Source organism: Bacillus sp. FDAARGOS_527 (genome assembly GCF_003812125.1).
GTDB lineage: Bacteria > Bacillota > Bacilli > Bacillales > Bacillaceae_G > Bacillus_A > Bacillus_A paranthracis.
In genome coordinates, this window is the sequence record NZ_CP033795.1 from 3,250,667 (window position 1) to 3,264,715 (window position 14,049).

At 36.1% G+C, this 14,049-nt stretch carries 14 protein-coding genes and 1 other annotated feature; of the genes, 4 read left to right on the forward strand and 10 right to left on the reverse strand.

What is annotated here, in order from left to right:
- Positions 1 to 8: 8 nt before the first annotated feature.
- Complete coding sequence (locus EGX95_RS19405) at positions 9 to 365, reverse strand: hypothetical protein (RefSeq protein WP_000726889.1); 357 nt, start codon at positions 363 to 365, stop codon at positions 9 to 11.
- Positions 366 to 506: 141 nt separating this feature from the next.
- Positions 507 to 727 (forward strand) — a binding site (T-box leader).
- Positions 728 to 1,004: 277 nt separating this feature from the next.
- Here EGX95_RS19405 and nhaC point away from each other — a divergent pair.
- Complete coding sequence (gene nhaC, locus EGX95_RS19410; protein ID WP_000253715.1) at positions 1,005 to 2,378, forward strand: Na+/H+ antiporter NhaC; 1,374 nt, start codon at positions 1,005 to 1,007, stop codon at positions 2,376 to 2,378.
- Positions 2,379 to 2,427: 49 nt separating this feature from the next.
- Here the strand turns inward: nhaC and cpdB are convergent, their stop codons facing one another.
- Positions 2,428 to 4,812 carry a bifunctional 2',3'-cyclic-nucleotide 2'-phosphodiesterase/3'-nucleotidase gene (gene cpdB, locus EGX95_RS19415; protein ID WP_000748614.1) on the reverse strand — a complete coding sequence of 795 codons (2,385 nt, stop codon included), beginning with the start codon at positions 4,810 to 4,812 and terminating at the stop codon, positions 2,428 to 2,430.
- Between the two features lie 355 nt (positions 4,813 to 5,167).
- Between cpdB and EGX95_RS19420 the strand changes: the two genes are divergently transcribed.
- Together EGX95_RS19420 and EGX95_RS19425 are read left to right on the forward strand one after the other, a co-directional pair.
- Positions 5,168 to 5,947 carry a GDSL-type esterase/lipase family protein gene (locus EGX95_RS19420; RefSeq protein WP_000755836.1) on the forward strand — a complete coding sequence of 260 codons (780 nt, stop codon included), beginning with the start codon at positions 5,168 to 5,170 and terminating at the stop codon, positions 5,945 to 5,947.
- 72 nt (positions 5,948 to 6,019) lie between these two features.
- On the forward strand, positions 6,020 to 6,466 hold the full coding sequence (locus tag EGX95_RS19425) for a MarR family winged helix-turn-helix transcriptional regulator (RefSeq protein ID WP_000445819.1): 447 nt from the start codon (positions 6,020 to 6,022) through the stop codon (positions 6,464 to 6,466).
- A gap of 24 nt (positions 6,467 to 6,490) precedes the next feature.
- On the opposite strand, the gene EGX95_RS19430 is transcribed toward EGX95_RS19425, so the two are convergent.
- The 7 genes from EGX95_RS19430 to argC form a co-directional block, all read right to left on the reverse strand.
- Positions 6,491 to 6,688 (reverse strand): hypothetical protein, encoded by a 198-nt coding sequence (locus tag EGX95_RS19430; protein WP_000291952.1) that lies wholly within the window; start codon positions 6,686 to 6,688, stop codon positions 6,491 to 6,493.
- Between the two features lie 58 nt (positions 6,689 to 6,746).
- Positions 6,747 to 7,307, reverse strand: a complete 561-nt coding sequence (locus EGX95_RS19435) for a DUF2062 domain-containing protein (RefSeq protein ID WP_002028428.1) — start codon at positions 7,305 to 7,307, stop codon at positions 6,747 to 6,749.
- 177 nt (positions 7,308 to 7,484) lie between these two features.
- A complete protein-coding gene (gene argF / locus EGX95_RS19440; protein WP_000108858.1) occupies positions 7,485 to 8,435 on the reverse strand; it encodes an ornithine carbamoyltransferase in 951 nt (316 codons plus the stop codon).
- Positions 8,436 to 8,447: 12 nt separating this feature from the next.
- Positions 8,448 to 9,608, reverse strand: coding sequence for an acetylornithine transaminase (locus tag EGX95_RS19445; protein WP_000200514.1), 1,161 nt, complete (start codon positions 9,606 to 9,608; stop codon positions 8,448 to 8,450).
- Entirely contained in the window at positions 9,605 to 10,372 is a 768-nt protein-coding gene (argB, locus tag EGX95_RS19450; RefSeq protein ID WP_001286775.1) for an acetylglutamate kinase, read from the reverse strand. The genes EGX95_RS19445 and argB overlap by 4 nt, the downstream gene beginning before the upstream one ends.
- Positions 10,373 to 10,383: 11 nt before the next feature.
- Positions 10,384 to 11,607 (reverse strand): bifunctional glutamate N-acetyltransferase/amino-acid acetyltransferase ArgJ, encoded by a 1,224-nt coding sequence (gene argJ, locus EGX95_RS19455; RefSeq protein ID WP_000598417.1) that lies wholly within the window; start codon positions 11,605 to 11,607, stop codon positions 10,384 to 10,386.
- A gap of 11 nt (positions 11,608 to 11,618) precedes the next feature.
- Positions 11,619 to 12,656 (reverse strand): N-acetyl-gamma-glutamyl-phosphate reductase, encoded by a 1,038-nt coding sequence (argC, locus tag EGX95_RS19460; RefSeq protein ID WP_000861218.1) that lies wholly within the window; start codon positions 12,654 to 12,656, stop codon positions 11,619 to 11,621.
- 223 nt (positions 12,657 to 12,879) lie between these two features.
- On the opposite strand from argC, the gene EGX95_RS19465 reads away from it, so the two are divergent.
- Positions 12,880 to 13,065, forward strand: a complete 186-nt coding sequence (locus EGX95_RS19465) for a YqzH family protein (RefSeq protein WP_001003209.1) — start codon at positions 12,880 to 12,882, stop codon at positions 13,063 to 13,065.
- 181 nt (positions 13,066 to 13,246) lie between these two features.
- Here the strand turns inward: EGX95_RS19465 and EGX95_RS19470 are convergent, their stop codons facing one another.
- Complete coding sequence (locus tag EGX95_RS19470) at positions 13,247 to 14,041, reverse strand: SDR family oxidoreductase (RefSeq protein WP_000147804.1); 795 nt, start codon at positions 14,039 to 14,041, stop codon at positions 13,247 to 13,249.
- Positions 14,042 to 14,049 lie beyond the last annotated feature (8 nt).

Consider the following 14,049-nt stretch of genomic DNA (forward strand, 5'->3'; position numbering starts at 1 on the left):
AAGTTGTTCTACTTTCCATGTTGTATCTTTCCGATTTCTAAAATAATCTCTTCGTCTTTTTTTCCTTCTGTTTCAATTCCAAGTTGTTTTGCATGTTCAATCAATAGATCATGGCGCTTCTCAAATCTTGCGGTATTTACTTCTTTCGCAACCTCTTCTTTTGTTTTTCCTTCCGTAGAAACCCCTAGTTTATCAGCTGCCTTTTCCATCGACTTCTTCTCTTCAGCTTCTTTCGCTTTCTTCACTTCTAACTGCTGTATTTGCTTTTGCTTCGCCTGCTCTGATTCAGCTGCAAAAGCTGTGTAAATGCCAGCACTTCCGCCAATGACTAGTAAAGTGGTAAAAAGAATTATTTTTTTCTTCACTTTTTCCTCCCCTTTCAAATTCATTATAACGCACATTTTCATAGGATTAAAATCGTTCTCCTTTATTTCCCTAAAAAATCATTGAATATTTTTATTGACATGTGAGACGAATATATGATAAAAATTTAACTAACATCATATGAATCGGCATTGATAGGATTTAGTAGTATTTCGATTTCTGCTTTCAGAGAGCTGGTGGTCGGTGCGAACCAGTACAGAGCGAATTATGAATTACCCCCTGGAGCTTCTTTTGCGAAACGTAAGGAGTAGTGAAAGACGGTTATAGACCGTTATATCTAAAGAGTGGTGAAACGACACTGTTTCACAATTTAGGGTGGTACCGCGAACTTTTCGTCCCTGCATATGTTGCAGGGGCGTTTTTATTTTATTAGCGCATATCATACGACCCTTTATTTTGTGATACATTCATTTCACAAGCTAGGGTGGTACCGCGATTTCTTCGTCCCTGCATAATTATATGCAGGGACGTTTTTTTATCCAATCATTTCCGTATCATATTGAAGAATCAACTATTACCGGTAATTTGTCACAAAATTCTAAATTTTAGAAGGAAATAAACAATATTGGCGAATTTTATATAAAAAAGAGCTATTTTAGATTACTTAGGAGGGGAAAACAATGGTTTCAAAAATTGAATCTGTTCTTTTAACATTTTTTATCTTTTTCTGCATTGGCTTTAGTGTTATCAAATTAGAAGTTTCACCACACATCCCGATTTTATTTGGCATCGTTCTTTTATTAGCATTTGGATTTATGAAAAAAATTGATTGGTCTACGATGGAAAAAGGAATGATAAGTAGTATTTCAGCTGGTATTCCATCTATTTTTATATTCTTACTTGTAGGCGTATTAATTAGTGTTTGGATCGCTGCTGGAACAATTCCAACTTTAATGGTATACGGCTTCCAGCTTGTATCTCCAAAAATTTTCATTCCAACTGTTTTTGTAGTTTGTGCAATTGTTGGAACAAGTATCGGTAGTGCCTTTACAACTGCCGCAACTGTAGGACTTGCCTTTATGGGCATGGGTAGTGCGCTCGGATACGATCCAGCTCTAATCGCTGGTGCAATTATTTCTGGTGCATTCTTTGGAGATAAAATGTCTCCTTTATCTGATACAACAAACTTAGCGCCAGCTGTAACGGGTGTAGATTTATTTGAGCATATTCGTAACATGCTTTGGACAACAGTTCCAGCTTTCATTATTGCTTTTATCGCATTTTTCATTTTAGGAAGCGGTACTAGTGGAGACGTTGACTTCACAAACTTCATTAGCACATTAGAGAAAAATGCAACGATTTCTATCTTTACACTTATTCCAATTTTATTACTGTTCCTATTCGCATTTAAAAAAGTTCCAGCAGTTCCAACATTACTTGCTGGAATTATAGTAGGGATCATTATCCTATTTATATTTAAACCTAGTACTTCTTTAACTGATTTAATGAAAATTATGCAAGACGGTTACGTTTCTAAAACGGGTATGAAAGATATTGATAGCTTATTATCTCGCGGTGGCCTGCAAAGTATGATGATGTCAATCGCTCTTATTTTCCTAGCTCTTTGTATGGGAGGATTATTACAAGGAATGGGTATTATTACGCAGCTAATGAATATCATCTCTAGCTTCGTAAAAACTAGCACACGCTTAATTATTTCTACTGCTTCAACTGCAATCGGTGTGAACTTCTTACTTGGTGAGCAGTACTTATCTATCGTTTTAACAGGACAAGCATTCGCTAATAAATATGATGAAGTCGGTTTAGAACGTCGTAATTTATCACGTGTATTAGAAGATGCAGGTACAGTTATTAACCCGCTCGTACCATGGGGAGTAAGTGGCGTATTCTTATCGAACGTCCTTGGCGTTCCAACTTTTGATTACGTTCCATTCGCAATCTTCTGCTTAGCTTGTCCAGTTGTAACAATTATCGTCGGCTTTACTGGATTTGGCCTTTCATGGAAGAAGGAAAAAGCTGTAACACTTTCATAATATATCAAAAAGGATTACCTGAATCGGTAATCCTTTTTATATTTCTCCACTATCTATTTGCTTTCTTTCTTCTAAATAACAGAAGGAATCCTGCTCCAACAAACGCCAAACCTGCTCCAATTGTAGAAACAACACTTGTACCTGTTTTCGGTAAATCACGTTCTTCTTTCTTTTCACTTACAGTTGTTGTTTCTTTTACGTTTTGATTATCCGTTGTAGTTTGTCCAGATCCTGTATTATTACCTTCACCTGTTGGTGGTGTCGTTGGATTTTCTCCATTATTACCTTCACCTGTTGGTGGTGTCGTTGGATTTTCTCCATTATTTCCTTCACCTGTTGGTGGTGTCGTTGGATTTTCTCCATTATTTCCTTCACTTGTTGGTGGTGTCGTTGGATTTTCTCCATTATTTCCTTCACTTGTTGGTGGTGTCGTTGGATTCTCTCCACCAGTTTCCTTATCATCATCGTTCTTCTTCGTTATATCAATTGCATATTTAGCGAATTCATTTTCAGATGGTCCAACATATGATATGTTCCCATCTTTCTTTATATACTTTTGTGCATTTGGTGAAGAATCGAATGTTGTATGTAATTTATCTGCAACAATCGGTTTAAATGCCCAATTTTTATCTGCTGCCGGATCAATAACTGGTGTTTCTTGCATATACTTCACAATGATTTGACGTGTTTCATCTTGTGATTGGTATACAACTTCCCCTTTACTTACGCCTGGGAACGTTTGGCTGCTTCCGCGATAGTTATTTGTAGCGACGATAAACTCTTGATTGTCAGCTACTGGCTTACCTTCATATGTCATATTTATAATACGATTCGTATTAGCATTTATAACTTTTCCATCTTTATCGTATTTCGCTGGTTGTGTTACATCAATTTCGTATTTTAAGCCATCTAAAATATCAAAGTTATATGTAGGGTATCCGATATTTACTAATGGCTGTTCTTCTGTTTTCTTTGGATCAATTTGATTAAACTGACCTGCAGACATTTCAAGCCATTCTTTTACTTGTGCCCCATTTACCTTTACAGCATATAACGTATTTGGATATACATATAAATCTGCAACGTTTTTAATCGCTAACGTTCCAGCTGGAATATCCGTATAATATGTAGCACCGTTTCGGCCACCTGCTTTAAATGGTGCACCTGCAGATAAAACTGGAATTCCTTTATATTTACTATACTGTCCATTTTCAGCAAATAACTTTTCTACATACCATTTCTGTGCATTTGTCACAAGTTGTACAGAAGGATCATCTTGTACTAATGAGAAATAACTATTAATTGGCGCTGTCGTTTTTCCTACAGCTGTATTCACATAATCAATTGTCGCTTGGTGATCATCTTTAATTTCATTAACTAAATTTTGATCAGATTGTACGAGTGGATTTCCTTTACTATCAGCAATCGGACGAAGTTGCGGCTTCGATTGCTCTTTTTGTACTTCCCATTTTCCATTTACTTTTTTCAATTGCATATCTATAATACCTAAGTTACTTCCAAAGACACCAGGCATTACAACTGGAACACCATTAAATACGTCCTTCACTTCCGTATGTGAATGTCCCATTAATACCGCATCTACACCAGGAACTTCTGTTAAATAATACGATGCGTTTTCCATGCCAACGTTGTAACCACTCTTATCAACACCTGAATGCGCTAGTGCAACGATAACATCGGCACCTTCTGCTTTCATTTTTGGCACCATTTTTTTCGCTGTTTCAACTATATCTTTTGCTTTCACTTTTCCTTCTAGATTTGCTTTATCCCAGTTCATAACTTGAGGTGGAACAAATCCCATTACGCCAATTTTCACTTTTTGTTTTTGACCTGATTCATCTTCTACTTCTTTTTCAAAAACATGATATGGTTTAAAGTAATTTTGATCATTCTCTTCATTATTATCTTTATCATCTTTATAGACGTTCGAGTTAATAACCGGGAATTCTGTTTTACTAATTACTTTGTTTAAATAATCTAAACCGTAGTTAAATTCATGATTCCCAAGAGAGATGACGTCATACTTCATTAAATTCATTAAACGATATAATGGGTGCGTATAACTAGGATCCACAGGCTTCTTCGGATCATTTATTTTATTCGCTACATAATCTCCAAGCGGTGTCCCTTGTAATGCATCCCCATCATCAAACAGGACAGAGTTCTTCGCTTCTTCACGCGCTTTATTAACAAGTGTTGCAGTTTGCACGAGCCCTACCTTATTATCTGTTTTCGTTTGATAATAATCGTAATTCATTAAGTTAACGTGAATATCTGATGTTTCTAGAATTCGTAAGTTAACCGTACTCTCCCCAGTTTGCTCATCCGCATGAGCTGTTGCTGGCAATACTTGCGGCGCTATAACACCAATAGCAAGAGTTGCTCCAGCTAGCATTTTTTTTGACTTTTTCACAAAAAATCCCCCTTATACAATTACCAAAAATAATGAAATGAATCCGTCTCTAATCACATACCTTTTTTCTTCTATTGGAGATAAGATTTTCATTTCATCCTGCGTTAATGAGTAGTCCTCTTAAACGCTCGATTGGTGAGATTTTACTCATCGGGAAATAAAGCCCTACTAATTAAAATTTCACCTTATCTGACATTATCATATATAATGTACTTTCATATCGTCAATATTTTTTGACATACTTCTACAAATTTTCTGTAAAGTTATTGTAAACTTTTCATAAACATATAATATGCCCTTACATTGTTAATACTGCGGAATATGATACAATTACCAATTACAAGGAGGATGAATTATGAAAAAAGTCATCTTAACAATTGTTTGTCTCCTCCTTCTAATCATTTCTTATTCTTATTTTGAAAAGAACGATGAGACAAAACAAAATGAACCCGAAGAAAAAACAGAAAAAACATCTACTCCAAGTTGGATTGATAAGCAAACAAACGATTCCTTTTATCATCTCGTACTAGGTGATTCGCTCGCCAAAGGATATGGATCGACACAAGGTGGATTTGCTGAATTAGCCTCTAAACAAATAGAAGCACAAATTCATAAACCAATTACTGTAGAAAACCTTGGGATAAACGGTCTTACAACAGATCGTCTCGCTAAAAAGGTTGAATCAGAAGATGTAAAGCAAAAAATTAGAGCAGCCAATATTATTACAATTAACATTGGGGGAAATAATTTATTTCGCTTAAATCGTGATGTCGGTGTTATAGACGGTATTAAAATGTTAAATAAAGAAAAAGCTCATTTTGAAGCGGATGTAAAAAATATTGTAAAGACAGTCCGAGATCAAAATCCGGATGCTTTACTCATTCTTTCTGAACTCTATAACCCGTTACAACTCGATGACTCCATCGCAAGTTATGCAGATATGTTTTTAGACGGATGGAATGAATCCGTTTATTCCATTGCAAAAGCAAATCAACCATCTATCGTTTTACCAATTCGCAAATTAATATCGAATGATAAGAAAGATTTACTCTTTGACCAAGTACACCCAAATGATAAAGGCTATTCGATTATTGCCGATTCCTTTACAAAAAAAGTGTTGGCCTACAAATATTAAAATTCGCATGAAACAATTCTATTTTTATAACATGTCTTTTTTGTTACAATGAGAGTGGAAGGGGGCCTTTATATGGAATCACGCGAGTGGGAACGTATTGTTGATCATCTTCTTTCGCTAGTGCCTCTTTTTTATCGCAAATTTATGCTTCCTGGAGAATTTTCTTCTCAAAGACATATGCCGCCATCACATACACAAGTATTACTGCTTCTGCATGAAAATGGCACATTAGCAGTTTCCGAAATCGGCAAGCGGCTAGCGATTTCACGGCCTAACATGACACCTCTATTAAACAAACTGATCCAAGAAGAACTAATAGAGCGTCATTATAGCGAAAAAGATCGACGGGTCATTTTAATTTCCCTGACAGCTGAAGGGAAATTGTTAGTAAATCAGTATCAACAATTCATTTTAGACAAATTAAAAGAAAATTTCCAAACGTTATCTGAGGAAGAACGTGAAAAACTCATTCACTCTCTTCAAACCATTCAAAATTTAATTTTGAAAACAAACGTATAAAGCTGCTTCTAAATAGAAGCAGCTTTATGATTCGTAATAATTGCCATAGTATACATTTGAATATGGCCATGTCGTTAAATATGGTTTTTGATCTTGCGTAGGTTGTTGCGATGGTATTTGCGGTAGTTGTTGTTGTCGATATAATTCATATTGCCTACTCGTATCATAAACCGGATAATAATTTACATATGGATATACTTGCGGTACGTAATAATAATACATTCATTCTCTCCTCCTTTTTCTTAAACATATTCAAAGGAGAAAATGAGTGTGACACTCTTTATATTTGCATGAGTGGTTCTCTCACTCTTTTCTTTCTGTTCTTCAAACGTAACTTACGGTTCTTTTCATATAAATAATGCACAACGAAATATGAAACTACACCAAACACAACCCCTAAAATCGTCATTCCAATTAATACATACACTTCACTCTGTAATAAGCTCTTTAATATCGTAAAAATGTGACTTGAAAACAAGTCCGATATTGTAAAGGGTTCATGATGTATTTTTTGCACATGAAATGGATAAATCATTTTCCCTAGCGCATACGCAAGCGGAAATAAAACTACTGGGAGAAACGATATTTTTCCAATAATATTGCCAATCACCGCGGCAGGAAAAGATCCCTTTGCTAACCTGACGATTGGATAAAATATTAAATAGACGAGCGATGCTGTATATATAACCAACATCTCTAAACCAAAACCAATCGCAAAACCTAACGATACTTTCTTCGCTCCTTCTGGTGATCGAAGCAACTTATAATATTGAAACTTTAATATTCTCCACATCCGCTGAAAAAACGAATATGTTTTCTTAGTTGTTTTCACTCTCATCATCTCTTTAACTATATTTTTATACCTAGTATGCCCTTACACACTTCGAAAAACAAATTTCATTTTCTCTTTTATTATAGATGATATCGAAATGGTTAACTAAATATACATATGACATTTCAATAAAAAAAATACACCTCCAATTGTTATTTGTGTCTCACAACTGGAGGTGTACATCATTTAGGAAAGCTCTTCTACATTTTTAAATAAACTTACTAATAATGCTTTTTGCGCATGCAATCGATTACCGGCTTGCTCAAATACGATAGATTTTGGCCCATCTATAATTTCGCCTGTTACTTCTTCTTCACGATGGGCAGGTAAACAGTGTAAGAAGCGATATGTTTGCTTCGCATGCTTAACAAGTTCATTATTGATTTGGTATGGTTGAAACAACGTATATTTCTCTTCTTCGCCCTCTTGCCCCATGCTCATCCAAACGTCAGTATAAATGAAATCTGCTTCATTCACCGCTAATTCAGGGTTATGCAAAATTTCAATTTCAGCTCCTGTTTCCTTGGCAATCGCTAACGCTTTTTTTACAATCTCTTCATTCGGTTCATACCCTATAGGCGTTGCAACAGTCATATGCATTCCAACTTTTGCACTCGCTAACAACAATGAATGACATACATTATTTCCATCACCTACGTAAGCCAATTTTATTCCTTTAAATGTATTTGTTTCTTCGTATATTGTCATTAAGTCTGCCAATGCTTGACAAGGATGATGGTCATCCGTTAATCCATTAATAACAGGTATGCTCGATTCTTTTGCAAGCTCTTCTACATCCGCATGTGAGAATGTACGTATCATAATCCCGTCAATATACTGCGATAATACTTTCGCAGTATCTGAAACAGTTTCTCCTCTTCCCATTTGCATCTCTTTTCCACTTAAAAACATACCATGTCCCCCGAGCTGTACCATTCCTGCTTCAAAAGATACACGAGTACGAGTTGAATGTTTATCAAAGATAAGACCTAATATTTTGCCTTGCAGTAAAGGCTCTTGCTTATTCTTTTTTAAATATATTGCGAACTCAATTAAAGAAATAATTTCTTCTTTCGTTAATTCTTCTAGTGTTAAAAGGTCTTTCGTATTTAATTTCGGTACTTGTACAGTTGACATGAAAATTCCCCCTTATATGATTGATACATTTTTTGTACAAACTACTTTTTTTATCATATATACTGCCTGTTCTAGTTCTTCATTCGTTACAATAAGTGGCGGTAATAGTCTTATAACATTAGGTCCTGCTTGTAATACGAGAAGTCCTTCTTCTTCTAGTTGTTCTATAAAACTTGCAACTTCATGCGTACATTCAATTCCAACCATAAGCCCTTTACCACGTATATTTTGAATACATTCGACATGTCGTAATTCCTCTTGCAACTTCTGTAATACGTACTCGCCCTTTTCCTTTACTTCTTTTAAAAACGATGGTTTCTTAGTTATTTGCAATACTTCTTTCGCCGCAGCCATTGCAATATAATTTCCACCAAACGTTGAACCATGTGACCCTGCAGGAAACGATATTCCAAGTTCTTTCCGGCCAATCATCGCTCCGACAGGAATCCCGTTTCCAAGCGCCTTAGCGGTAGTAACGATATGAGGATTTATTCCCATTTGTTCGTAAGCAAATAATGTCCCTGTTCTTCCGATCCCTGTTTGTACTTCGTCTATAATAAATAAGGAACCGAACTTATTGCATAATGTTTCAATCGCTTTCAAAAAAGGTAGATCAGCAGGTATGACTCCTCCTTCTCCTTGAACAACTTCTATCATTACTGCCGCAACTTCTTCATTCATTACTTCCTCTAATGCCTTTATATCGTTAAATGGTGTATGTAAAAAAGATGGAAGGAGCGGACCAAATCCTTCTTTCACTTTATTTTGTCCCGTCGCACTCATCGTTCCGAATGTTCTACCGTGAAAAGATTGCTCGCATGTTACGACGAGAGATTTTTCAGTATGCTTACGGGCTAGCTTCAAAGCAGCTTCATTCGCCTCTGCCCCGCTATTACAGAAGAACACATAATCTAATGCTATGTTTTCTGTTAATAATGACGCGACTTCTTCTTGTAAGCTGTTTGTAAACAGGTTAGATATATGCCATATTTCATGCAGTTGCTCTTGTACAGCTTTCATAACAGTAGAATGACAATGTCCTAAATTACATACACCGATTCCTGATGTGAAATCTAAATATTGCTTACTGTTATTATCAATGACTTTCGTTCCTTTTCCCTTTACAAACTCAATCTTTCTTCTCCCATACGTTTGAAAAAGATGACTTGTCATGCAATACTCACACCCCTCGTTACCGTCGTTCCGATACACTCACCTGTAACCTCGGTAAAATCCTTCGTCCCATTTACGATACTAACCTTTTGCACTCCCATTTTTAATGATGCTAGTGCTGCCTGTACTTTCGGAATCATCCCACCGGTAATAACACCGTTTTCTATAAAATTAACAATCTCAAATTCGTCGGTTTTCTTTACTAACTTTCCTTCATGCAATACCCCATCTACATCTGTAATAAAAATGAGTTCTTTTGCAGATAACGCGGCCGCAATTCCAGCTGCGGCGGTATCTGCATTTATGTTATAAATCTCATTATCATTTATGCCGACCGGAGCAATAACAGGAATATAATTCATATTTATTAATCCTTTTAGTAAGGCCGTTTCGACATACCTTACTTCTCCCACATATCCTATCTCCTCACTGACAGGTTGAACTTGAAGTAGATTGCCGTCACATCCTGAACAACCTACCGCTCGTAAATTATGCTTTTGTAAATTCATTACAAGTTTTTTATTCGTACTTCCACATAACACCATTTGAACAACATCCATAACTTCTTTTGGTGTTACTCGTAATCCATCTCTTTTTTCTGCGTTGATGTTACAATCTTTTAATTGGGCATCAATTTCTGGGCCACCGCCATGGACAATCACTACTTTATACTTCTGTTGCAATTTCTTTATGCAATCAAAAAACAGATCATTTAATTGATCCAACATACTACCGCCGCATTTCACTACAATATAATCACTCATCTTCCCTCTCCTTATGTACGATAACAAGCGTTTATTTTCACATATTCATAGCTTAAGTCACAGCCCCAAGCTGATCCGGTCTCTTCTCCTAAATGTAAATACACATCAATCATAATTTCATGTTCTTGTAACCTCATTTTCATTTCCTCTTCAGAAAACATTTGAGGTTCACTATTTTTCAGCACCGCAATAGATTGAAGAGTAATATCAATTGTATTTGGGTTAATCGTGACTTCACTTTGTCCAATGCTACTAATAATTCGCCCCCAGTTTGGATCTTCACCATGTATTGCTGTTTTCACAAGACTCGAACCGACTATTTGCTTTGCAATTTTTTTTGCCTCTTCATTCGTTCGAGCTCCTAACACATTTACTTCTATTAACTTCGTAGCGCCTTCACCATCTTGTGCAATTTTTTTCGCTAAATCTTCACATACCTTCTGTAAAGCAAATATGAAAGTTTCCCAATCTGCATGTTCCATATCAATTGGTTTCGTTTCTGATAATCCACTTGCCATAACGATGACCATATCATTCGTAGAAGTATCGCCATCCACCGTAATTTGATTGAATGTATGATTCGTGATTTGTGATAATGCTGTTTGTAATACGTCATGCTCTATATGAGCGTCTGTCGTAATAAAACTTAGCATCGTTGCCATATTTGGATGAATCATCCCTGAACCTTTCGCAACACCAGCAATCAGCACTTTCTTCCCATCAATCACCATTTCATAGCAAGTTTCTTTCGTTATAAGATCCGTCGTTAAGATCGCTTCAGAAAAAGAATGAGCTTCCCTTTCTTCCTTCGCCGGGATAAGAGTAGCAATCCCATTTCGGATTATATCCATCGGCAGCGGAACACCAATTACACCTGTTGAAGCTACTGCAACGTAATTGTCTTTCATTCCAAAATGTTTCGCCCCTAATGCACGCATCTCATAAGCATCTTGTAATCCTTTCATTCCCGTACAAGCATTTGCATTTCCACTATTGACGATAATAGCTTGTAATTTCCCCTCAGTCGTTATACTATCCTTCGTTACTTGCAAGGGAGCTGCTTGTATTTGATTTGTTGTATAAACAGCAGCACATGATGCTGGTATATCACAAATGATTGCCCCTAAATCCTTTTTCTCCTTTTTCAAACCAATTGCATTGCCAATGGCCGAGAAACCTTTTGGAGTTACAATCGAACCATTTTCTACTTTTGTAATAGACGCTACTTTAATCATCATGTCCCCCCTTATAGATAAAGCGGCATATGTTGTAAACCTGTTGTTTCTTCTAGTCCCGCTATTATGTTTGCATTTTGAATTGCTTGCCCAGCCGCACCTTTCATCATATTGTCTATAACAGAAACGACTGTCACTCTTCCTGTTCTTTCATCGTAAGCTATCCCCATATCACAATAATTTGAGCCCCTCACTTCTTTCGGACTTGGAAACTCTCCTTGCAGACGAATTCGAATGAAAGGCGATTGTTCATACGTTTCTTCATATAATTTTTGAAGTTGTTCTATTTCCATTTCTCGTTTTACTTTCGCATAAAGTGTAACCATAATCCCCCGTGATATCGGTATTAAATGTGTACTAAACGTGATTGGCTTCGTTTCCCTATTCCACTCCGCAAGCATTTGCTCAATCTCAGGAACGTGTTGATGCTCATTTACTTTATAAATACGCAAGTTATCGTATAACTCAGGAAAGTGAGTCATCGTTGTTGGCGTTTTTCCTGCTCCAGATACTCCTGATTTCGCATCAATAATAATCGAATCTTCTTCAATTATGCCGCTACGAACTAATGGCAATGTCGCTAATAATGCAGCTGTAGCAAAACATCCCGGATTTGCAATTAAATTTGCATTTTGAACCTCGGACCTTTTCCATTCACTTAGCCCATATACAGCTTTACTAAGAATTTCTTCTTTTGCAGCTGCCCTTTTGTACCACTGTTCATATATGAAAGGATCTTTCATACGAAAGTCTCCAGATAGGTCAATTACTTTTAAACCTACTGCTAATAATTTTGGAGTTAGCTCTGCTGATACTCCTGCCGGGGTTGCCAAAAATACAATTTCTGCTTCTTTCACTATTTCCTCCGCATCAATTTCTTGTAACGTATGAACAAGAACATTTTGAAAATGCGGATATACATTTGTTATACACTCGCCAACTTGTGAAAAAGAATGGAGAGATGCTATCGAAAAATATGGATGTTGTTCTAATAACCGAATTAACTCAATACCTCCATACCCAGTTGCTCCAATAATCGCGACCTTCATATGCTCCTCCTCATATCGATTCTTTAAATTAAGTATGATTATAATATTGTATATTTATAGAGTCAATTAAATATTTATTAATTTTACGAACTTAAAAAACTTAATTTTACTAGAAAAATAATATACACAACAGAATTTTTATACATAAATAGTGTATAGTAGTTTTTTTATTTCACTTCAAGTACAATAAAACAATACATACGTACATATAGGCGGGGAAAACATGAATGAAAAATTAATTGAGAAAATGATTATAAAAAGTTTTCAGCAATATCAATGTAATCCTATGTCAAATGAGGATCAGGAACTGCTTGTTAAACATATTCAAACGATTATTCATTCAAATACTAAAATTGATGTATACGAGGCAGTTGAGGATATCGTTTACGATTATGTGACTGGAAAATAAAGTGAAACTTTAATCAGTGGAGGTTTTCTTCATCCCCCACTGATTATTAGTTGAACCAATCGGACTTTTATGGGCAGCCCGCCCCCCCACCTAACTTCTTTGCTTTCGCTGAATTTTGAGGGGGGTCTTACTGCCCATTAAAGCGGGATAAAAAAATAGGAGATTTCCATATGGAAATCTCCTATTTTTTACTTAATGATTTACCTGCAACACGCTCAAATAAACCTGGGAATAAAGCATACAGTTTCGGACCAATACCCATCCATTTCGGTAAGTTTACTTCACGCTTTTTCGTTTGCATCGATTTTACAATTTGCTCTGCTACATATGTTGGTTTTAACATGTATCGTCCCATATTTTTCACATATGTACCGGATTGATCAGCTATTTCAAAAAAGTTTGTATCTATCGGACCTGGATTAATCGCTGTTACGAAAACATTCGTACTAGACAACTCCATGCGTAAACTATTCGTAAATCCTAGTACTGCATGTTTCGTTGCTGCATACGCACTCGATTTCGGCGTTGCAATTTTCCCAGCAAGTGAAGCAATATTAATAATATGCCCTTCGTTTCTTTTCACCATATAAGGTAGTACCGCTTTCGTGCAAGCTACTAATCCAAATACATTTACTTGGAACATATCTTTCACTTCATCCATTGACGCATCTTCAAACGTTTTAAAAATACCAAATCCCGCATTGTTTACTAATATATCAATACGTCCTACCTCTTGTAATACTTTTGAAAAAACAGATTGTACTTCCGTCTCTTCACTTACATCTAATACATAATAATAGCAAGGCGTATTATAAGTTTCTTTAATTTTGTCTGCTAGCGCTTTTAATTTCTCTTCTGTTCTAGCCATTAATACTGGAGTCGCCCCCTGCTCTGCAACTTGCATTGCAACTTGCTCTCCAATTCCACTAGAAGCACCTGTAATGACGATTACTTTATTTTGTAAACGTCCCGTCATTGCTGTCA

Excerpts from the sequence above, each read along its gene's own strand:
- EGX95_RS19470 (WP_000147804.1), bottom strand. The coding sequence starts at position 14,041 with ATGACGGGACGTTTACAAAATAAAGTAATCGTCATTACAGGTGCTTCT.
- EGX95_RS19465 (WP_001003209.1), top strand. The coding sequence starts at position 12,880 with ATGAATGAAAAATTAATTGAGAAAATGATTATAAAAAGTTTTCAGCAA.
- argJ (WP_000598417.1), bottom strand. The coding sequence starts at position 11,607 with ATGATTAAAGTAGCGTCTATTACAAAAGTAGAAAATGGTTCGATTGTA.
- EGX95_RS19425 (WP_000445819.1), top strand. The coding sequence starts at position 6,020 with ATGGAATCACGCGAGTGGGAACGTATTGTTGATCATCTTCTTTCGCTA.
- EGX95_RS19420 (WP_000755836.1), top strand. The coding sequence starts at position 5,168 with ATGAAAAAAGTCATCTTAACAATTGTTTGTCTCCTCCTTCTAATCATT.
- EGX95_RS19445 (WP_000200514.1), bottom strand. The coding sequence starts at position 9,608 with ATGACAAGTCATCTTTTTCAAACGTATGGGAGAAGAAAGATTGAGTTT.
- argB (WP_001286775.1), bottom strand. The coding sequence starts at position 10,372 with ATGAGTGATTATATTGTAGTGAAATGCGGCGGTAGTATGTTGGATCAA.
- EGX95_RS19435 (WP_002028428.1), bottom strand. The coding sequence starts at position 7,307 with ATGATGAGAGTGAAAACAACTAAGAAAACATATTCGTTTTTTCAGCGG.
- argF (WP_000108858.1), bottom strand. The coding sequence starts at position 8,435 with ATGTCAACTGTACAAGTACCGAAATTAAATACGAAAGACCTTTTAACA.
- nhaC (WP_000253715.1), top strand. The coding sequence starts at position 1,005 with ATGGTTTCAAAAATTGAATCTGTTCTTTTAACATTTTTTATCTTTTTC.
- argC (WP_000861218.1), bottom strand. The coding sequence starts at position 12,656 with ATGAAGGTCGCGATTATTGGAGCAACTGGGTATGGAGGTATTGAGTTA.
- EGX95_RS19430 (WP_000291952.1), bottom strand. The coding sequence starts at position 6,688 with ATGTATTATTATTACGTACCGCAAGTATATCCATATGTAAATTATTAT.